The organism is Curtobacterium sp. Csp2, assembly GCF_013347165.1.
In genome coordinates this window covers 1,779,104-1,798,205 of record NZ_CP054593.1, presented here as the reverse complement: position 1 = coordinate 1,798,205, position 19,102 = coordinate 1,779,104, and the positions used below count along the sequence as shown (strand labels likewise).

General features: G+C 73.6%; 18 protein-coding genes. 10 read left to right on the top strand and 8 right to left on the bottom strand.

The window, feature by feature from the left end; genetic code table 11:
* The first annotated feature begins 96 nt into the window (after positions 1-96).
* The 6 genes from HUN59_RS08820 to HUN59_RS08795 all read left to right on the top strand — a co-directional run bounded on the left by HUN59_RS08820 (position 97) and on the right by HUN59_RS08795 (position 8,070).
* Complete coding sequence (locus HUN59_RS08820) at positions 97-1,074, top strand: type II CAAX endopeptidase family protein (RefSeq protein WP_174778139.1); 978 nt, start codon at positions 97-99, stop codon at positions 1,072-1,074.
* The gene (locus tag HUN59_RS08815; RefSeq protein ID WP_174778138.1) at positions 1,061-2,380 is read left to right on the top strand and encodes a sensor histidine kinase; all 1,320 of its coding nucleotides are present in this window, start codon (positions 1,061-1,063) and stop codon (positions 2,378-2,380) included. Before HUN59_RS08820 ends, HUN59_RS08815 begins: the two co-directional genes overlap by 14 nt.
* Positions 2,377-3,045 carry a response regulator gene (locus HUN59_RS08810; RefSeq protein ID WP_058740656.1) on the top strand — a complete coding sequence of 223 codons (669 nt, stop codon included), beginning with the start codon at positions 2,377-2,379 and terminating at the stop codon, positions 3,043-3,045. The genes HUN59_RS08815 and HUN59_RS08810 overlap by 4 nt, the downstream gene beginning before the upstream one ends.
* A 249-nt stretch (positions 3,046-3,294) precedes the next feature.
* A complete protein-coding gene (locus HUN59_RS08805) occupies positions 3,295-4,959 on the top strand; it encodes an ABC-F family ATP-binding cassette domain-containing protein (RefSeq protein ID WP_174778137.1) in 1,665 nt (554 codons plus the stop codon).
* Between the two features lie 129 nt (positions 4,960-5,088).
* Positions 5,089-7,065 carry a glycoside hydrolase family 43 protein gene (locus HUN59_RS08800; protein WP_174778136.1) on the top strand — a complete coding sequence of 659 codons (1,977 nt, stop codon included), beginning with the start codon at positions 5,089-5,091 and terminating at the stop codon, positions 7,063-7,065.
* An 81-nt stretch (positions 7,066-7,146) separates the two neighbouring features.
* Positions 7,147-8,070, top strand: a complete 924-nt coding sequence (locus HUN59_RS08795; RefSeq protein WP_174778135.1) for a L,D-transpeptidase — start codon at positions 7,147-7,149, stop codon at positions 8,068-8,070.
* 21 nt (positions 8,071-8,091) lie between these two features.
* On the opposite strand, the gene HUN59_RS08790 is transcribed toward HUN59_RS08795, so the two are convergent.
* The 3 genes from HUN59_RS08790 to HUN59_RS08780 all read right to left on the bottom strand — a co-directional run bounded on the left by HUN59_RS08790 (position 8,092) and on the right by HUN59_RS08780 (position 10,488).
* On the bottom strand, positions 8,092-8,577 hold the full coding sequence (locus HUN59_RS08790; RefSeq protein WP_174779431.1) for a gluconokinase: 486 nt from the start codon (positions 8,575-8,577) through the stop codon (positions 8,092-8,094).
* A 38-nt stretch (positions 8,578-8,615) separates the two neighbouring features.
* Positions 8,616-10,160, bottom strand: a complete 1,545-nt coding sequence (locus HUN59_RS08785; protein ID WP_254630027.1) for a GntP family permease — start codon at positions 10,158-10,160, stop codon at positions 8,616-8,618.
* Between the two features lie 148 nt (positions 10,161-10,308).
* The gene (locus HUN59_RS08780) at positions 10,309-10,488 is read right to left on the bottom strand and encodes a hypothetical protein (protein ID WP_174778134.1); all 180 of its coding nucleotides are present in this window, start codon (positions 10,486-10,488) and stop codon (positions 10,309-10,311) included.
* 9 nt (positions 10,489-10,497) lie between these two features.
* On the opposite strand from HUN59_RS08780, the gene HUN59_RS08775 reads away from it, so the two are divergent.
* Positions 10,498-11,220 carry a FadR/GntR family transcriptional regulator gene (locus HUN59_RS08775; protein ID WP_174778133.1) on the top strand — a complete coding sequence of 241 codons (723 nt, stop codon included), beginning with the start codon at positions 10,498-10,500 and terminating at the stop codon, positions 11,218-11,220.
* A 191-nt stretch (positions 11,221-11,411) separates the two neighbouring features.
* Here HUN59_RS08775 and HUN59_RS08770 read toward each other — a convergent pair whose 3' ends face one another.
* The 5 genes from HUN59_RS08770 to HUN59_RS08750 form a co-directional block, all read right to left on the bottom strand.
* Entirely contained in the window at positions 11,412-12,020 is a 609-nt protein-coding gene (locus HUN59_RS08770; RefSeq protein ID WP_058740663.1) for a GNAT family N-acetyltransferase, read from the bottom strand.
* A 32-nt stretch (positions 12,021-12,052) separates the two neighbouring features.
* A complete protein-coding gene (locus HUN59_RS08765) occupies positions 12,053-12,733 on the bottom strand; it encodes a uracil-DNA glycosylase (RefSeq protein WP_174778132.1) in 681 nt (226 codons plus the stop codon).
* 9 nt (positions 12,734-12,742) lie between these two features.
* Positions 12,743-13,462 carry a Type 1 glutamine amidotransferase-like domain-containing protein gene (locus tag HUN59_RS08760; protein WP_174778131.1) on the bottom strand — a complete coding sequence of 240 codons (720 nt, stop codon included), beginning with the start codon at positions 13,460-13,462 and terminating at the stop codon, positions 12,743-12,745.
* Positions 13,459-13,992, bottom strand: coding sequence for a phosphoribosyltransferase (locus HUN59_RS08755; protein ID WP_174778130.1), 534 nt, complete (start codon positions 13,990-13,992; stop codon positions 13,459-13,461). Before HUN59_RS08755 ends, HUN59_RS08760 begins: the two co-directional genes overlap by 4 nt.
* A 122-nt stretch (positions 13,993-14,114) precedes the next feature.
* Positions 14,115-14,888, bottom strand: coding sequence for an SDR family oxidoreductase (locus tag HUN59_RS08750; RefSeq protein WP_058740666.1), 774 nt, complete (start codon positions 14,886-14,888; stop codon positions 14,115-14,117).
* 72 nt (positions 14,889-14,960) lie between these two features.
* On the opposite strand from HUN59_RS08750, the gene HUN59_RS08745 reads away from it, so the two are divergent.
* The 3 genes from HUN59_RS08745 (at position 14,961) to metX (ending at position 18,905) form a co-directional block, all read left to right on the top strand.
* Positions 14,961-16,130, top strand: a complete 1,170-nt coding sequence (locus HUN59_RS08745) for an acyltransferase family protein (RefSeq protein ID WP_174778129.1) — start codon at positions 14,961-14,963, stop codon at positions 16,128-16,130.
* Between the two features lie 147 nt (positions 16,131-16,277).
* The gene (locus HUN59_RS08740; RefSeq protein ID WP_058740667.1) at positions 16,278-17,609 is read left to right on the top strand and encodes a bifunctional o-acetylhomoserine/o-acetylserine sulfhydrylase; all 1,332 of its coding nucleotides are present in this window, start codon (positions 16,278-16,280) and stop codon (positions 17,607-17,609) included.
* A gap of 96 nt (positions 17,610-17,705) precedes the next feature.
* Entirely contained in the window at positions 17,706-18,905 is a 1,200-nt protein-coding gene (gene metX / locus HUN59_RS08735) for a homoserine O-acetyltransferase MetX (protein ID WP_174778128.1), read from the top strand.
* Positions 18,906-19,102 lie beyond the last annotated feature (197 nt).

The following is a 19,102-nucleotide window of genomic DNA, read 5'->3' as shown; positions in this document are numbered from 1 at the left end:
TCCACGACGCTCCGGCTTGCACCCTTCGGAGGAACTCCCGGTGGTGCGTCCCTCCGCCGGTCGGCGCGGGGACGGCGGATCCCTAGCGTCGAAGCCATGCCTCCACACACGAAGACGATCGCACACACGAACACGGGGAAGCACGCACCCCGGACGAACCTCGCGGCGCGACACCCCATCGCGACCTTCGCGGTCCTGGCGCTCGGCCTGAGCTGGCTCGCCTGGATCCCGTACATCCTCAGCCCGCACGGGCTCGGCGTCTGGGACGTCCACTTCCCGGAGTTCCTCGGCACGGCGCAGTTCACCGGCATCCTCCCCGGGGCGCTCCTCGGTCCGCTCGGCAGCGCGTTCCTCGTCACGGCCCTCGCCGACGGGCGCACGGGTCTCCGGCGCTGGGTCGGGCGGCTGTGGCGCTGGCGGGTCCCGTGGCGCTGGTACGCGCTGGCGCTCGTCGGTGTCCCGCTGCTGGTGGTCCTGACCGGGCTGCCGTTCTCCGGCGGGCAGGTGCAGGCCCCCACGGCGCTGGCGCTCGTCGCGCTCGTGCCGGGACTGGTCGTGCAGCTGTTCACCACCGGTCTGTCCGAGGAGCCCGGCTGGCGCGACTTCGCCCTGCCCCGGCTGCAGGAGCGGTTCGGTCCCCTCGGTGCCGTCGCGGTGCTCGGTCCGCTGTGGGTGCTCTGGCACATGCCGCTGTACCTGTCCGACTGGGGCGGGTGGCCGGACGCGCACTGGTCGGAACCGCTCGTGTTCGCGCTCTTCACGATCACCTTCAACGTCGTGATGACCTGGGTCTTCAACCGCACCGGCGAGAGCCTGCCGGTCGCGCTGCTCCTGCACGTCGGCGTGAACAACACCATCTCGACGCTGTGGGCGGACATGTACCCGGGGATGACCGCGGGCACGATGATGCACGGACTCGCGATCGTCTCCACGGTCGCGGCGGTCGTCCTGCTGGTCGCCACCCGCGGGCGGCTCGGCTACCCACGTGCTCACGGTGACCGGCCGGGAGGCACGCCCTCCGTCACGACGTCGGCGCACGCCGTCCTCGTAGGATCGGACGATGGCACCCGCTGAGTCCCGCGTCGGCCGCACCGAGGTGCTGGTCGCGCTCGGCACCGCGGTCGTCGCGCTCGGCCTGCTGTTCGGCCTCCCCCCGCTGGACGCCGCCGACCCGGACACCCTCGCTGCGCCCGTCGTCGCTCCCGCGGTGGGCAGCCTGCCGTGGTCGCTCCTGGCACTCGGGCTGCTCGTGCAGTCCGGCGCGCTCCTGGCCGTGCGTCGGCTCCCCCGGACGGTGCTCGTCGCGGTCGCCGCGGTCCCGGTGCCGATCGCCGTGGCCGTCCCGGCGGTCGTCGACCTGTTCGGGCTGACGGCGCTCCCGGTCCTGGTCGCCGTGGTCGTCGTCGCTCTCCGCGCGCCCCTGGTCCGGACCTGGCCCGCGCTCGTCGGCACCGCCCTGCTCGTCGCCGTCGGGACGGGGTGGCACTGGGCGATCGTCAGCGGAGCGTTCCGCGGCGGGCAGGTCGTCCGGGCGCTGCTCGACGCGTCGGGGCAGGGCGTCCTGCAGGCCCTCGGCGCGGTCGGGCTCCCCCTGGTCGTCGCGCTCGTCGTCCGCTCCCGCCGCGAGGTCCGCGCCGCCCGGGTCGCCGAGGCCGACGCCCGCTCGGCGGAGGCGGACGCCCGTGCCGCCGAGGCCTCGGCGTCGGTCCGCGAGCAGGACGCCCGGGTCGAGGCCGCGGTGTCCCGCGAGCGTGCCGCGATGGCCCGGGAGCTGCACGACATCGCCGCGCACCACCTGTCCGGGATCGCTCTCATGTCGGCCGTCATCGACCGGCAGATCGACGTCGACCCGCCCGCCGCGCACGAGGGGGTGCGGCAGGTGCGGGAGCAGAGCACCGCCGTGCTCGAGGACCTGCGCCGCCTCGTGGGGCTCCTGCGCGACGACTCCCCCGCCGAACGCACGGTCGAGACCGTGGCCGGCGTCGTCGACCTGGTCGAACGCGCGCGGCTCCGGTCGGACGTCCGGCTCGAGGTGCTGCCGGGCGCTCGTCCCCTGGCGGACGGCGTCGGACCGCTCGCGCAGCTCGCCGCGTACCGCACGGTGCAGGAGGCCCTGTCGAACGCGGCCGTGCACGCGGCCGGGTCGATGGTCACGGTGACCGTCGACGACCGCGACGACGAGCGCCTCCGCGTCCGTGTCGAGAACTCGGCGCCCACCGCACCGTCGTCCGGGAGCACGGCAGCGGGTGGGAACGGACTGCGTGGCATGCGTGAGCGGGCGGACCTGGTGGGGGCGCGCCTCCAGGCCGGTCCGACCGACGGCGGCGGCTGGGTCGTGACCCTCGAGCTGGGCCGCGAGCAGCCCGAGGCGGCGTCGTGATCCGGGTGCTCGTGGCGGACGACCAGCCACTCGTCCGCGCCGGCGTGTCCGCGCTGCTCGCCGCCGAGCCGGACGTCGACGTGGTGGCGGTCGCGGCCGACGGCGGCGAGGCGCTCGCCCTCGCGCGGTCGACGCGGCCGGACGTGGCGGTGCTCGACATCCGGATGCCGGTGCGGAACGGGATCGAGGTCGCCCGGGAGCTCTGCGCCCCGGACGCGGACCCCGCCGTGCCGGTGTTGGTGCTGACGACGTTCGACCTCGACGACCTGGTGTTCGGGGCGCTCGAGGCCGGCGCGTCGGGGTTCCTGCTCAAGGACGCCGAGCCGGACGTGATCGTCGGCGCCGTCCGGCAGGTCGCGGCGGGCAACGGCACCATCGACCAGTCCCTGACCCGGCGGGTCCTGCGGGAGTTCGTGTCCCGGCGGAGCCTGCAGCCCGTGACCGGGGACCGCGCCAGCGAGGTCCTGACCGCCCGCGAGCGCGACGTGCTGCTGCTCCTGGCGCAGGGGATGTCGAACGAGGAGATCGCGGCGGCTCTGGTCGTCGAGGTCTCCACCGTCAAGTCGCACCTGGCGCGGATGCTCCCGAAGCTCGGGGTCCGGTCGCGCCTCCAGGCCGTGGTCTGGGCGTACCAGAACCGGGTCGTGGCGGTCCCCGAGGGGTAGCGCGGGCTGCCGCCGATCCGCTCGTCTGAGGCCGTTCCGCTCGTAGGAGGGTGAATCGCTCGTAGGAGGCCGTTCCTTCCGGCACCCCACGCGCGGATCGGCATCCCATGTCACGCGCGATGGGCAGGAACGCTCGCTACGGGCGGGACCGCCTGACGGACAGGAGGCGCGGGGCGGGGCCGACCCGTGCCTCCCGTCCGGTGGGGGGTGCGTCGCGGACGCGGCGCGCGTCCGTGGGACCATGTCCGGATGACCGCCACGCTCGTCGCCAAGGACCTCGCCGGCGGCCACGCCGCACGCACGCTCTTCGAGGGCCTCGACCTCACGGTGGCCCCTGGTGACGTGATCGGGCTCGTCGGGGTGAACGGCGCCGGGAAGTCGACGCTCCTGCGGCTGCTCGCGGGTGTTGACGAGCCACTCGCCGGCACCGTGTCGACGAACCCACCCGACGCGTTCGTCGGGTGGCTGCCCCAGGAGCACGAGCGCGTCCCCGGTGAGACGGTCGCCGCGTACGTGGCCCGTCGGACCGGGTGCGCCCAGGCCACCGCGGCGATGGACACCGCCGCCGAGGCCCTCGGCGCGCCGGACGCCGACGACGCCGCCGCGGACCGCTACAGCGCGGCGCTCGAGCACTGGCTCGCCGCGGGCGCCGCGGACCTGGACGAGCGCCTGCCCGTCGTCCTCGCCGAGCTCGGGCTCGACGTGGGCGCCGAGGACGCCGGAGTCGGCCCGGACTCCCCGATGACCGCGTTGTCCGGCGGGCAGGCAGCGCGCGTCGGACTGGCAGCACTGCTGCTCTCCCGCTTCGACGTGGTGCTCCTCGACGAGCCGACGAACGACCTCGACCTGGACGGCCTCGAACGGCTCGAACAGTTCGTCCGGGGCCTCCGCGGCGGTGCCGTCCTGGTCAGCCACGACCGCGAGTTCCTCGCTCGCTCGGTCACCGCGGTGCTCGAACTCGACCTCGCACAGTCGTCGCACCGGCTGTTCGGCGGCGGGTACGACTCGTTCCTCGAGGAGCGCGAGATCGCCCGGCAGCACAAGCGCGACGCGTACGACGAGTACGCGGCGACGAAGGCCGACCTGGTGTCCCGCGCCCGCACCCAGCGGGAGTGGTCGAGCCAGGGCGTCCGGAACGCGATGAAGAAGAACCCGGACAACGACAAGATCCGTCGGAAGGCCGCGAGCGAGTCGAGCGAGAAGCAGGCGCAGAAGGTCCGGCAGATGGAGTCCCGGATCGCACGCCTGGACGAGGTCGAGGAGCCGCGCAAGGAGTGGCAGCTCGCGTTCACGATCGGGAGCGCCCCGCGGTCGTCCGCCGTCGTCGCGACGCTGTCCGACGCCCGTTACGAGCGCGGCGGGTTCACCCTCGGGCCCGTCTCGCTGCAGGTCTCCGGCGGGGACCGCATCGGCATCACCGGACCGAACGGCGCCGGCAAGTCGACGCTCCTCGCGGCGCTGCTCGGGCGGATCGAGCCGACCTCGGGGAACGCCTCGACGGGGTCGAGCGTCGCGGTCGGCGAGGTCGACCAGGCCCGAGCGGCCTTCACGGGCAACGAGCCCCTCGCCGTGGCGTTCGAGACCCTCGTCCCGGAGATGACCACGGCCGACGTCCGGACCCTGCTCGCGAAGTTCGGGCTGAAGGCCGACCACGTCGGTCGACCGGCGGCGCAGCTCTCCCCCGGGGAGCGGACCCGCGCCGGGCTGGCGCTGCTGCAGGCCCGCGGGGTGAACGTCCTCGTGCTCGACGAGCCGACGAACCACCTCGACCTGCCGGCCATCGAGCAGCTCGAGCAGGCACTCGAGGGCTACGACGGCACCCTCCTGCTCGTCACGCACGACCGCCGGATGCTCGACACGGTCCGGCTCGACCGGCAGTGGCGGGTCGAGGACGGGCGGGTCACCGAGCGCTGATCCGGGTGCGGCAACGGGATGGCACCCTTGCGCTGCCCGCGTGGACCCCTCCAGGATGTTGACGTTGACACAGCCGTCAGCACCGGGTCGACACAGGGGTCGACGACGACAGCCGAGGAGGCGGGATCGATGGGGATCCGAGCAACACGACAGGGGAACGGGCGACGCACATTCGCCTGGGCGATCGCGGCAGCGGTGGCCGTCGGCGGGCTGGGCGGTGCGCCGGCCCTCGCCGCTCCAGCACCGGCTGCGGCAGCGACGACAGCAGCGCCGGCCTTCCACCCGGGACAACCGTGGAACGACGACCAGGGGCAGCCGATCCAGGGGCACGGCGGCCAGGTCGTCATCGCGCAGGACAGCGACGGGAAGCCGATCTACTACTGGTACGGCGAGGACCGCACGAACGGGTACAGCGACACCCCGGGCGTGCACGTCTACTCGTCGCGCGACCTGTACGACTGGCACGACGAGGGCCTCGCCCTCCGCACGATGACGAGCCGCGCCGACTTCGCCGACCCGTACTTCGCCGCGCTGTACGGCGGGTACGACCAGGCGCAGCAGGACGCCGTCTACCGCGACCTCGGCGTCACGGCGGAGAGCGCGACCCGTCCGGGTGCGATCCTCGAGCGGCCGAAGGTGATCCACAACGCGAAGACCGGCGAGTGGGTCATGTGGGTGCACGCCGACGGCCCCACGGCCACCTCCGACGCCCAGTACGCCAAGGCCACCGCCGGGGTCGCCGTCGCCGACTCCCCCACGGGACCGTTCCGCTACGTCGACTCGTACCGGCTCGACCGGGTCCCCGCGAGCGACCCCACCAACCAGCACCCGAGCGACCCGGGCATGGCCCGTGACATGAACCTCTTCGTGGACGACGACGGCACCGCGTACATCGTCTACGCCAGCGAGGAGAACCTGACGCTCTACATCTCGAAGCTCGACGCCGACTACACGAACCTGTCGGCGGACCCTGCCACGGCCGTCGAGGGCGTCGACTTCCACCGACCGCAGCCCTGGATCGGCGGGCAGCGGGAGGCCCCGGCCCTCACCAAGGTCGGCGGGACGTACTACCTCGTGACCTCCGGCGCGACCGGGTGGGCCCCGAACGCGGCCGCGTACGCCACCGCGACGGACCTGCTCGGGACCTGGACGGCGCACGGCAACCCGGCCACCGGCACGAACGCCGACACCACGTGCAACTCGCAGAGCACGTCGCTGCTCAACCTCGGCGACGGTCGGGTCGTGTACCTCGGCGACCGGTGGAACAACGCCACCGACCTGCGGACCGCGCCGTCGGTCTGGCTCCCGGTGACCTTCGGCGAGGGCGGCGCGATGTCGTTCTCGTGCGACACGACCAGCTGGACGCTCGACGACCTGCACCCGTCCACGCCCTGGACCGTCACCACGGCGGTCCCCGGGCAGGCCACGCTCTCGTCGAGCACGAAGGCACTCCCGCGCACCGTGCAGGTCCGCGAGGGGTCCACGACCCGGTCGCACCGCGTCACGTGGGCAGCGGACGCACTCGCCACGGCCGGTGAGCGGACCGTGACCGGCACGCTCGACGACGGCCGGACCTTCACCCGCACCGTGACGGTGCTCCCCGCGAAGCTGTCCTACTTCGTCGACGCCGGCGGCCAGGGCACCGCCGACCACACCGCGGACCTCGCGTTCCTGCGGCAGCGCGGCGACCGGCTGCTCAACTCCGTCGACGACCAGCGCTTCGGGGCCGACCCGTCGACCGGCGACCACTGGGGCTACCTCGGCACCACGGGCGGGACGAACGGCACCTCGGGCGGGACGATCACGAGCACCGTCCGCTGGCAGGCCGACGCGACCGACCTGGAGTACGTGCTCACCGGTCTGAAGTCCGGCAAGCAGCGCGTCGACGTCGGCTTCTGGGACCCGTGGACCAAGAGCGCGCCCGGTCGCGCTGCCGCGGTGTCGGTCAACGGGAAGACCGTCGCGACCGCGCAGCCGATCGACGGCACCTTCCGGACGCTGTCGGCCGAGGTGACCGTCGGCAAGGACGGCGTCGTCGACCTCCGGGTCTCGCCCGCGACGAAGTACGGCATCCAGCTCAGCTGGGTGATGGTCTCGAAGGGCTGACCCGCCGTCGAGGGGGCGCGCCGCGCCGAGCGGCGTGCCCTCCCGGCCCGGATCTGGTGGACTGGTGCCGGGGAGGACACCATGCAGCGCAGGACCTGGGGCATCGCACTCGCAGCCGTCGGGGTGGTCGCCGTCGCGGGCACCGTCGTCGGGGTCGTCGCGGCGGGGTCGGCGCCCGAACCGGCGGCCACCCGCGCGGCAGCGCCGCGCTCGGTCTCGCCGACCCCGTCGCCGACGCCGAGCGCCACGCCCCTGGCCGCGGTCCCGGCGGCACCGTCGGCCGAGCAGCTCGCCGCCCTGCCCCTGGCCTTCCACGACGCGGTCGTCCCGCAGCTCCTCGACGGCACGCACGTCCACCCCGAGAACCAGTGGACGATCGCCGTGCCGAACGCTGCACTCGTCGCGCTCTACGCCGAGCCGTCGGCGTCGGCAGCTCCGATCGCGACGCTCGCGTCCACGGTCTCGACGATCGACACCCCGGCGGCCACGGCCGTCTGGGGCCGGAGCCCCGGGCAGGACGGCGGCATGCTCCTCGTCTCCACCCCGGCGCGGAACCGCACCCCCGGCGACGGCGGTGACCCGACGGCGCCGAGCGCCACCTTCGCCTGGGCGCGCGCCGCCGACTTCACGCTCACGTCCGCGGACCGGATGATCCAGGTGGACGTCGCCGCGTCGACGGTCTCGGTCGTGGGCAGGGACGGGGCGGTCAGCGCGACCGAGGCCGCCCGGCTCGGCACGCCGGACGACCCGACCCCCACCGCGACGGCGACGTACGTCGAGGCCGCGTACGTCGACGCCCGCGTGACGTACACGCAGGGCAACCCGATCATCCTGACCGGGGCGCACTCGTCGCGGATCCCCCAGTACGGCGGCAACGCGGCCCTGACCGCGCTGCACTACTACCCGGACCCGACCGGCAGCTCGCACGGCTGCGTCCGGATCTCCGCCGAGATGACGAAGACCCTCGCGCAGCTGCCGGTCGGCACCGCGATCCAGTTCACCTGACCGCGGACGTCGGCCGACGCCTCAGCCGACCGGCGACAACCCGAGCCGCTCGAGCACCTCGGCGCTCTCCTCCTCGGGCGTCCGGTCCGCGGCGATCGTCACGTGCGCCTCGTCCGGCTGCGGCAGCTCGAGCGTGGCCAGCTGCGACGCCAGCAGCGACGTCGGCATGAAGTGCCCCGACCGCGCGGACATCCGGTCGGCGATGAGCGCGCCGTCGCCCGCGACGTGCACGAAGACGACCCCGGGGGCGCGGAGCACGTCGCGGTAGGAGCGCTTCAGCGCGGAGCAGGTCACGACGCCCGGGCGTCCGTCGTCCAGGTGCGTCCGGATCCACCCGGCGACGACGTCGAGCCAGGGCCAGCGGTCCTCGTCGGTGAGCGGGGTGCCGGCCTGCATCTTGTCGACGTTCGCCTGCGGGTGCATCTCGTCGCCCTCGGCGAAGTCCCACCCCAGTCGCCGGGCGACCATGGCCGCGACCGTGGACTTCCCGGACCCGGAGACGCCCATCACGACGAGGACGCGCGCGTCGACTCCGGCCTCGGCGGTCACAGGAACACCCCCGCGAGGAGCACGCCGCCCAGGCCGAGTACCGAGATGAGGCACTCGAGCACGGTCCACGTCTTGAACGTCTGCCCCACGGTCGTGCCGAGGTAGCCCTTCACGAGCCAGAACCCGGCGTCGTTCACGTGCGACAGGAACACCGACCCCGCACCGATGGCGAGGACGAGCAGCGACGTCTCCGGCGTCGACAGCCCCTCGGCGATCGGCGCCATGATCCCGGCGGCCGTCACGGTCGCGACCGTCGCCGACCCGGTGGCGACGCGCACGAGGGCGGACACCACCCACGCCACGAGCAGCACCGAGATGCCGGACTCCTGCACGGCGTCCGCGATCACCCCGCCGATCCCCGTGTCGATGAGCACCTGCTTGAAGCCGCCGCCGGCACCGACGATGAGCAGCACACCGGCGATCGGGGGCAGCGCGTCCTCGAGGGACTTCGCGACCGCGGCCCGGTCCATGCCGCCGCCGATCGCGAAGAACACCATCGCGAAGACGGCGGCGATGCCGATCGCGATCACCGGCGACCCGAGGAAGTCGAGCAGCGACACCCAGCCGCCGGCGGCGTCGGGGGCGACGGCCTCGCGGACGGCCTGGGCGAGCATGAGCACCACCGGCAGCAGGATGCCGACGAGGGCGACCGTGAAGGACGGGCTCCGCGGCTCGCTGATCACGCGGGTGAAGTCGCTCTTGCCGTTCGGCAGGGACGCCGTGTCCTGCGTGGCGGGGCCGCGCCGTGCCTCCCGTCCGGCCTGCGCGGGGTCCGCCGGACCGGAGCCGGTCGACGCGGCCGCACCACGCGACGAGAACATGTCGGGCGCGGGGATGTCGACCCAGCGCGCCGCGAAGCGGGCGAAGACCGGACCGGCGAGGACGATGACGGGGATCGCGAGCACGATGCCGAAGGCCAGGGTGGTGCCGAGGTTCGCGCCGACCGTCGACACGGCGACGAGCGGGCCGGGGTGCGGCGGCACGAAGGCGTGCATGGTCGACAGGCCGACGAGGGCCGGGACCGCGATCTTCATGATCGGGACGCCGCTGCGCTTCGCGACGAGGACGATGATCGGGATGAGGAGCACGAGGCCCACCTCGAAGAACATCGGCAGTCCGATGAGCGCCCCGATCAGGGCCATCGTCCACGGCAGCGCGGCCTTCGATGACCGTCGCACGAGGGTGTCGACGACCCGGTCGGCAGCGCCGGAGTCGACGAGCATGCGACCGAACATCGCCCCGAGGCCGACGAGGATGCCGACGCTCGTCATCGTCGCGCCGAAGCCGTTGCCGAAGCTCGTCACGGCCTTGTCCGGGGCGAGCCCGGCACCGATCCCGACGCCGAGCGCTCCGATCACGAGCGCGATGAACGGGTGGACCTTGAGCCACGTGATGAGGACGATGATGACGACGATGCCGACCACCGCCGCCGCGACGAGCTGGCCGACCGGCCCCGACGGGTCGACGGCGGGCGCGCTGCCGCCCTCGGCCGCCAGGACGGTGAGTCCGTGCAGCGCTCCGGACGTGGGTGCGTGAGGCATCTGTGCCCCTTCCTGGGCCGCCGCCTCGCGGCCCCGTCGCCTTCGTGTGTGCACCGCCCGTGACCGGTCGGCCGGGTCGTCGGCCGGCGGTCCGCGCGGGGCGCGACCGGACACGCGGTGGTCCGGTCCAATAATCTGATTAATCAGATCATACGACGAAGCGCCGCGTGCCGTGCGCCCTGCCCGGCAGTCTGCCGCTTCGATGAACAGGACGGACCCAGCCGGACGGGCCGCTACCGGCAACGCACGACCAGCACGACCGCACGTCCGACACGTGCGGCAGGACCTGCACGACCAGCACGACCAGCACCACCAGCACCACCAGCACGGAGGAACGATGACCACCGCCCGCGGGCTCCACGCCCAGGTGCTCGAGACGCTCGGGCAGCAGATCGTCGACGGGCTGCTCCGTCCGGGTACGGTCGTCCGCCCCGAGGCCGTCGCCGAGGAGTACGGCGTGTCGCGGTCCGTCGTCCGCGAGGCCCTCCGCGTCCTGCAGTCCCTCGGGCTCGTCGAGCCCCGGCAGCGGGTCGGCACGCTCGTCCGCCCCGCGTCCTCCTGGGAACTCCTCGCTCCGACCGTCATCCGGTGGCGCGGCGCCTCCCCTGCGTACTTCGCGCAGCAGCGGGAACTCCTCGAGCTCCGGCTCGGCGTCGAACCCGTCGCCGCCGCCCTCGCCGCCACGAACACGACCACCACCGCCGACACCACCGACAGCACCGCCGCCGTCCTCGCCGCCGCGACCGACATGGCCGCCGCCTGCGACCGCGACGACTCCCGCGCCTACCTCGAGGCCGACGTCCGCTTCCACCGCGCCCTCCTCGCGGCGTCCGGCAACTCGGTCTTCGCGCACTTCGCCGGCACCGTCGAGGCCCTGCTCCGCACCCGCACCTCCGAGTCACGCGACACCATCACCCGCTGGACCCACGACGCCGCCGCTCGCCACGTGGCGGTCGCGCGCGCGGTCGTCGACGGCGACGCGGACGCCGCGTCCTCCGCCGCGACGGCGCTCCTGCGCGTCACGCGGGACGAGTTCATCGCCGAGGCGCCGGCCCCCTGACCGGCGCGCGGCGCACTGCGCCCCCTGACCGGCGCGCGGCGCACTGGTACTCGGCAGAACCGGGGGTCCCTGGTGCTCCTGGAGCACCGGGTACGCCCGGAACGACCAGCCGTCGCGCGCGACCGGGGGAAGGGCGGACGGGAGGATCGTGCGCACCCCGCCACGCGCCTCCCCTCCGGCCCGGGGCCGCGTCAGCGCCGGCCGCGCGCGAAGAGGCGGGGACCGCGGAGGCGCAGCCGCATCGTGACGGTGCCGAGCCAGCGGTCGTACTTGAAGCCGACCTTGCCCATGCGGCCGACCTCCTCGAAGCCCAGGCGCTCGTGCAGGCGGATCGACGCCTCGGCCTGGCGGTCGGCGATGACGGCGATGACCTCGCGGACGCCGGCGGAGCGGCACTCCTCGAGCAGGGCCTCCATGAGGGCGCGGCCGAGGCCCTTCCCACCGGCGGCGGCGCCGAGGTAGATCGAGTCCTCGACGACGTGGTTCGACCGGTCGCGCGGGTTCCACGGGTCGACGAGGGCGTAGCCGAGCACCTGCCCGGACGGGTTCTCGGCGACCAGGAACGGCAGGCCGCGGCGACGGACCTCGTCGTACCGCTGCTTCCACTTCGCGAACGTGAACGCCGACGGGTCGAACGTGACGGAGGAGTTCCGGACGTAGTGCGTGTGGATCTCGCGGACGTCGGGCAGGTCCCCGGGTTCGGCGGCGCGGATCGTGTACGTGAACGCGGCCTCGGCGGGCACGGGCGCGCGCAGGTGGCGCGGCAGCACGCGGCGACGCTGGTATTCCTCCTCGAGCACGTCCCGAGCCTAGTGCGGGCGCGCTCGGCATGTCAGGCGGGCAGGGACCAGTCGACCGGGGTCGCGCCCTGCTGCTCGAGCAGGGCGTTCACCTGCGAGAACGGACGGCTGCCGAAGAACCCGCGGGAGGCGCTGAGCGGTGACGGGTGCGCCGACGCCACGACCGGGGTGTCGCCGAGGAGCGGTCGGACGGACGCGGCCTGGGCGCCCCAGAGCACGGCGACGAGCGGGGTCCCCCGGGCGACGAGCGCGCGGACGGCCTGGTCGGTGACGGCCTCCCAGCCCTTGCCGCGGTGGCTCCCGGCGGCGCCGGACCCGACCGTCAGCACGCGGTTGAGCAGCAGCACGCCCTGCACCGACCACGCACGCAGGTCGCCGTGCTCCGGCGGCGTCACGCCGAGGTCGTCGCGGAGCTCGCGGTAGACGTTCGCCAGACTCCGCGGAACGGGCCGGACGTGCGGATCGACCGCGAAGGACAGCCCGATCGGGTGCCCCGGCGTCGGGTACGGGTCCTGTCCGACGACGAGCACCTTCACGTCGTCGAAGGGCTGCGTGAACGCACGCAGGACGACGTCACCGGCGGGCAGGTAGGGGCGCCCGGCGGCGACCTCGTCGCGGAGCCAGTCCCCCATCCGGTGCACGTCGGCCTCGACGGGCGCGAGGGCCTCGGCCCACCCGGGGTCGACGAGCTCGGCGAGGGGCCGCGGCTGCACGACCGGTGCCTAGGCGCCCATGGTCGCGACGGAGACCGACTCGTCCCCGGCGACGACGCGCCAGACGCTGCCGGTGCCGCGGACCTCGAGGGCGCCCTCGCCGACGACGAGCGCCGTGTCCTCGTCGATCGCGAGCCCGGCGGTGACGAACTCCGCCTCGGCGGCGGCGATCAGTCGCGCCAGCGTGCCGGCCTGGACGGCGTGCACGTCGATGGTCAGGTCGACGAGCCCGAGTCCCTCGCGGAGCTCGACCTCGTCCAGCCCCTCGGACGCTTCCTCCGGGCAGACCTCGACGCCGCCGATGCGCCAGCCGCCGACGAGTGCGCGGTCGGCGGCGACCATCGCGCCCGCCGAGTAGCCGAGGTAGGGCAGGCCGTCGGACACGAGCAGCCGGATCTGTTCGACGAGCGGGGCGATCGCGTCGAGGTAGTGCGGGGTCACACCGCCGCCGATCACGAGCGCGTCGACGTCGCTGAGGACCGAGGTGGCGAAGACCGTGCCGGGGGCGACCTCGGTCACCAGGACCTCGGCCTGCCGGGCACCCCCGAGGGCCTCGGCGATGTCGGCCGCCGACGAGGGCGATGTGCCGTCCTGCCGGGAGACGGAGAGGAGCCCGATGCGCGGCACGGTCCGGCCGACGGCAGCGGCGCGCGCGGTGGCCTCGGCCAGGAACGGCTCGACGGCGTCCGAGGCGACGACCGGGCCGCCGCCGACGAGGTGGATGCTCACGACTCGGCCGTCACCGGGGCGAGGGCGCTCCACGGGAACGTGATCCAGCCGTCGACGCGACGCCAGACGTGGTCGGGCTCGAGCACCGTGCCGGGCTTCGAGTACAGGCACGCGCTGCGGACGTCGGCGCCGGCGTTCCGGATGATGTCGACGACCAGGCGCAGGGTGCGGCCGGAGTCGGAGACGTCGTCGACCACGAGCACACGCTTGCCCGACAGGCTCGGCGCGTCGAGGGCCGGCGACAGGATGACGGGCTCGTCCAGACGCTGCTCGACGTCGGTGTAGAACTCGACGTTGATCGAGCCGCACTCCTTGGTGCCGAGCGCGTAGGCGACGGCACCGGCGATGATCAGCCCGCCGCGGGCGACCGCGACGACGACCTCGGGCTCGAAGCCGGAGGACAGCACGTCCTTGGCGAGCAGCCGGGCCGCGTCCCCGAACTCGAGCCACCCGAGCACCTCGGGCCCGCTCGTGACGGTCACGGTCGAGGGTGCCTGCGCGGCTGCCCCGGGTTCGCTGCTGATCGGCATCCGACCACGGTAGCGGCACTGCCCCGTCCACCGCGACCCGTCACCAGGACCCGCGCGCGTCCGGACCTGGACACGGACACGGACACGGACTCAGCTCGGCCCCGGCGCGGCTCCCGCCCGCGTCAGCTCCGCGGGGTGAGCGGCCCCCGCGCCAGCTTGTGCTGCGCCGACTGCGCGACGGGCCGCACGGTCACCAGGTCCAGGTTGACGTGCGCCGGCAGCTCGACCGCGTGCACGATCGCCTCGGCGACGTCCTCGGCCACGAGCGGCTCCGGCACGTCGGCGTACACCGCGTCGGCCTTCTCGCGGTCGCCCCGGAAGCGCGTGAGGGCGAACTCGTCGGTCTTCACGAGCCCGGGGGCGATCTCGACCACCCGCAGCGGCTCCCCGTTCAGCTCGAGGCGGAGCGCCCCGACCAGGGCGTGCTCGGCGAACTTCGCGGCGTTGTAGCCACCACCGTTCTCGTACGCCACGTGCCCGGCCGTGCTCGTCACGGTGACGACGTCAGCGACCCCGGCGGTCGCGGCCCGACGGCGGAGCTGCGGCAGAAGTGCGGCGGTGACGCGCTTCGTGCCGATCACGTTCACCTCGAACATGACGCGCCAGTCGTCGACGTCGGACTCCTCGACGCTCGCCGAGCCGAGGGCGCCACCGGCGTTGTTCACGAGCACGTCGGCACCGCCGGCCTCGGCCACCCGTGCGGCGAGCGCCGCGACCGCGTCCGCGTCCGTGACGTCCGCGACGAGCCAGTCGGTGCCGGTCTCCTCGGCGAGCGCCCGGAGCCGGTCCTCGCGTCGGGCGACGGCCAGGACGTCCCAGCCCCTCGAGCGGAACAGCCGGACGGTGGCGGCACCGATGCCCGAGCTGGCTCCGGTGACGACGGCGAGACGGGACATGGGACCTCCGACGGAAGGGACGGGAGCGGACCGCACCACCGTACCGACGACGATCCGGTACCGTGACCGGGCATGAGCAGGGACGCCGGACCGCGCACGAGCAGGGACACCGGACCACGCACGAGCAAGGACGCCGCGCCGACCGCCCCGACCACCCCGCTCGAGCCCGGCCGCGCCCCTCGTCGCATCCCGATGTGGGACACCGCACGCTTCGTCGCCGTGACCCTCGTGGTGATCGGGCACGCCATCCAGCGTCAGACGGCCGGCAGCGAGCACGCCCTCGCGCTCTACACGTTCATCTACGCGTTCCACATGCCCGCGTTCGGCGTGATCAGCGGCTACTTCTCGTCGGCGGACACCCCGACCGCGCAGCGGATGCGGCGGACGTTCACCGACATCGTCGTGCCGTACATCGTGATGCAGACGATCTGGACCGTGGTGCAGGCGGTCGTCGAGGGCGGCAAGGAGTTCAACCCGACGCAGCCCACGTGGACGCTCTGGTTCCTCCTGGCGCTCGGGATCTTCCGGCTCGTGCTGCCGTACCTGGCGATCCTGCGGTGGCCGCTGTTCTGGGCGGTGGTGCTCAGCGTCGGGGTCGGGTACTCGGACAACGTCGACTCGACGTTCTCGCTCGGTCGGGCGATCAGCCTGCTGCCGTTCTTCCTGGTCGGCTGGCAGCTCAAGCAGTGGGGGCTGTTCGACCGCTGGTACGAGGCGTCCCGCCGCACCGTGGTGCGCGTGCGCATCGCGGCCGGCGTGGTGTTCGCGGCGTGGGCGGCCGCCTGCCTGCTGTTCATCCCGCAGTTCGCCGAGTTCGACCTGCACCACTGGTTCTTCTACGACGACTCGTACGCCGGGCTCGGTGAGGACGCCTGGTGGGCGGGCGGTGTCCGGCTCGGTCTGGTCCTGCTCGCCGGCGTGCTGACGGCGTCGTTCCTGCTGCTCGTGCCGCGCCGGACCGTGTGGATCACCCGGTTCGGCGCGGCGACGATGTCCGTCTACCTGCTCCACACGTTCGTCCTGTACCCGATCCGCGAGTCCGGGGTCCTGGCCGGCGAGCACTCCGCCTGGCCGTACGTGCTGCTCATGGTCGCGGTCGCCTGCGCGGTCAGTCTGTTCCTGGCGCAGCCCTTCGTGCGCCGCGCGATGCGCTGGCTGCTCGAGCCGAAGGTGGACTGGTTGTTCCGCAGGGACGTCGCGACCCCGGGACCGGCACCCCGACGGCCTGGAGGCACGGCCTAGGTCCGCCCCGTCCGTTACGCCCGGTGGCGGCCCTGCTGGTGCCCGCCCGGCCACCTGCGTACCGTGACGGTCGACGCAGCGCAGCCACGGGCCTCCCGTCCGACGCGCAGGGCGACCCGACGACCACCGCACCCGACAGGAGCACCGATGAGCACGAACGACGCCGCCGCCTGGCGGTTCGAGACGACGCAGGTCCACGCCGGCGCGCAGCCCGACCCGACCACGGGTGCCCGTGCGACGCCGATCTACAAGACGACGTCGTACGTGTTCGAGAACTCGGACCACGCCCGCGACCTGTTCGCGCTCGCGCAGCCGGGCAACATCTACTCGCGGATCATGAACCCGACGAACGACGTCGTCGAGCAGCGGATCGCCGCGCTCGAGGGCGGCACCGGGGCACTGCTCGTGTCCTCGGGGCAGGCGGCGGAGACGTACGCGGTGCTCAACATCGCGGGTGCCGGCGACCACATCGTGTCGTCGTCGTCGATCTACGGCGGCACGTACAACCTGTTCAAGTACACGCTCGCGAAGCTCGGCATCGAGACCACCTTCGTCGAGGACCAGGACGACGCCGAGGAGTGGCGCCGCGCGGTCCGGCCGAACACGAAGCTGTTCTTCGCGGAGACCATCGGCAACCCGCGCATCAACGTGCTCGACATCACGAAGGTGTCCGACGTCGCGCACGAGGCCGGCGTGCCCCTGATCGTCGACAACACCATCGCGACGCCGTACCTGATCCGTCCGTTCGAGCACGGCGCGGACATCGTGGTGCACTCGGCGACGAAGTTCCTCGGCGGCCACGGCACGGTGATCGGCGGCGTGATCGTCGACGGTGGCCGGTTCGCCTGGTCGGACCACGCGGAGCGCTTCCCGGAGTTCAACAGCCCCGACCCGTCGTACCACGGCGCCGTGTTCGCGCAGGCCGTGGGCAACGAGCTCGCGTACGTCGTGAAGGCCCGGGTGCAGCTGCTCCGCGACCTCGGTGCGTCGAACTCCCCGGACACCGCGTTCGCGCTGCTGCAGGGCATCGAGACGCTGTCGCTCCGCATCGAGCGGCACGTGTCGAACGCGCAGGAGATCGCCGAGTGGCTCGACCGGCACCCGGACGTCGCGTCGGTGTCCTACGCGGGACTGCCGACCTCGCCCTGGTACGCGGCGGCGAACAAGTACGCGCCGCGCGGCGTCGGGGCGGTGCTGTCCTTCGAGCTGAAGGGCGGCGTGCCCGCGGGGAAGGCGTTCGTCGACCACCTGCAGCTCTTCTCGCACCTGGCGAACATCGGGGACGTGCGCTCCCTCGTGATCCACCCGGCCTCGACGACGCACTCGCAGCTCACGCCCGAGCAGCAGCTGACGACCGGGGTCACCCCGGGGCTCGTGCGGCTGTCGGTCGGCATCGAGAACGTCGAGGACCTGCGGGCCGACCTCGAGGCGGGGCTCGCGGCGGCGCGGGCCGTCGCCCAGGAGGGCCAGCGCGCGTAGCGCGCGGGCCGGGCGCGCGGGCCGGGCCCGGCCTCACGCCGGGCGTGACGTAACACGGCGGCGGTGCGCCGCGCCTCCCGGCAGACTGGACCCACGATGGACTGGCAGACGACCCCCGAGGACTCCGTCCCGTCCACCCTCGTGCCCGGCGCAGAACTGGGCACCCTCGGCAAGCCGCCCGTCACCGGGGCCTGGCGCCCGGGCGACCACCCCGGCGCCCGCCGCTTCGAGTCGCTCGGCGAGCAGTGGGTGCGTGGTGGCCGTCTGCCGGCCGTGCGCGTGGCCTACGAGACCTGGGGGACGCCGAACGCCGCACGGGACAACGCCGTGCTGGTGTTCCACGCACTGACCGGGGACTCGCACGTCGCCGGCCCCCCGGGACCCGGGCACCGCACGGCCGGCTGGTGGGGTGACGTCGTCGGACCCGGTCGGGCGATCGACACCGACCGGTGGTTCGTCGTCGCGCCGAACATGCTCGGCGGGTGCCAGGGCACGACGGGGCCGTCCTCGGTCGCGCCGGACGGCCGCGAGTGGGGCGGTCGCTTCCCCTTCGTCACCGTCCGCGACCAGGTCGCCGTACAGGCGCAGCTCGCCGACCGGCTCGGCATCGAGCGCTTCGCGGCCGTCGTCGGCGGGTCGATGGGCGGCATGCACGCGCTCGAGTTCGCGATCGCCCACCCGGAGCGGGTCGAGCGCCTGGCGCTGCTCGCCACGACCGCACAGACCACCGCCGACCAGATCGCCGCGAACTCGCTGCAGCGCACGGCGATCCAGATGGACCCGGCCTTCGCGGACGGCGACTACCACGATGCCGACCCGGGCGAGGGGCCCCACCGCGGACTCGCCCTGGCGCGACGGATGGCGCTCATGACCTACCGCGCGCCCGACGAGCTGAACGGCCGGTTCGCCCGGTCCTGGCAGAGCGACGTCTCACCGCTCGGCGACGACGGCCGCTTCAGCGTGGAGAGCTACCTCGACTTCCACGGCAACAAGTTCACCCGGCGGTTCGACGCGGCCTCGTACGTGACGCTGACGCACGCGATGGACTCGCACGACGTCGGGGCCGGTCGTGGCGGGGTCGCCGCAGCGCTCGGCACGGTGCGGGCGCGGACGCTCGTGGTCGGGGTGTCGAGCGACCGGCTGTTCCCGGTCGAGGACCAGCACCGGATCGCGGCCGGGGTGCCCGACGCCCTCGACGGCGACCGGGCGGCGGTGATCGAGAGCGAGTTCGGGCACGACGGGTTCCTCATCGAGCACGAGGCCGTGGGGGCCCACCTGCGCCGCCTGCTCGACTGAGCGACGCCCGTCTGCGTCCGCGCAGCGCGGCCCGGGGTAACGATCCCGTCGCCATCCTGACGTCACCGGCGTGCCGGACACCCCACAACGGGTGCCGCCCGTGGAATGATGACGACGGACCCGGTCTCCCGCCGAGCGCACGACCGTCCGGACTCCCGGACGGACGGTCACCAGCACACCCGTACCGCCGCACCAGC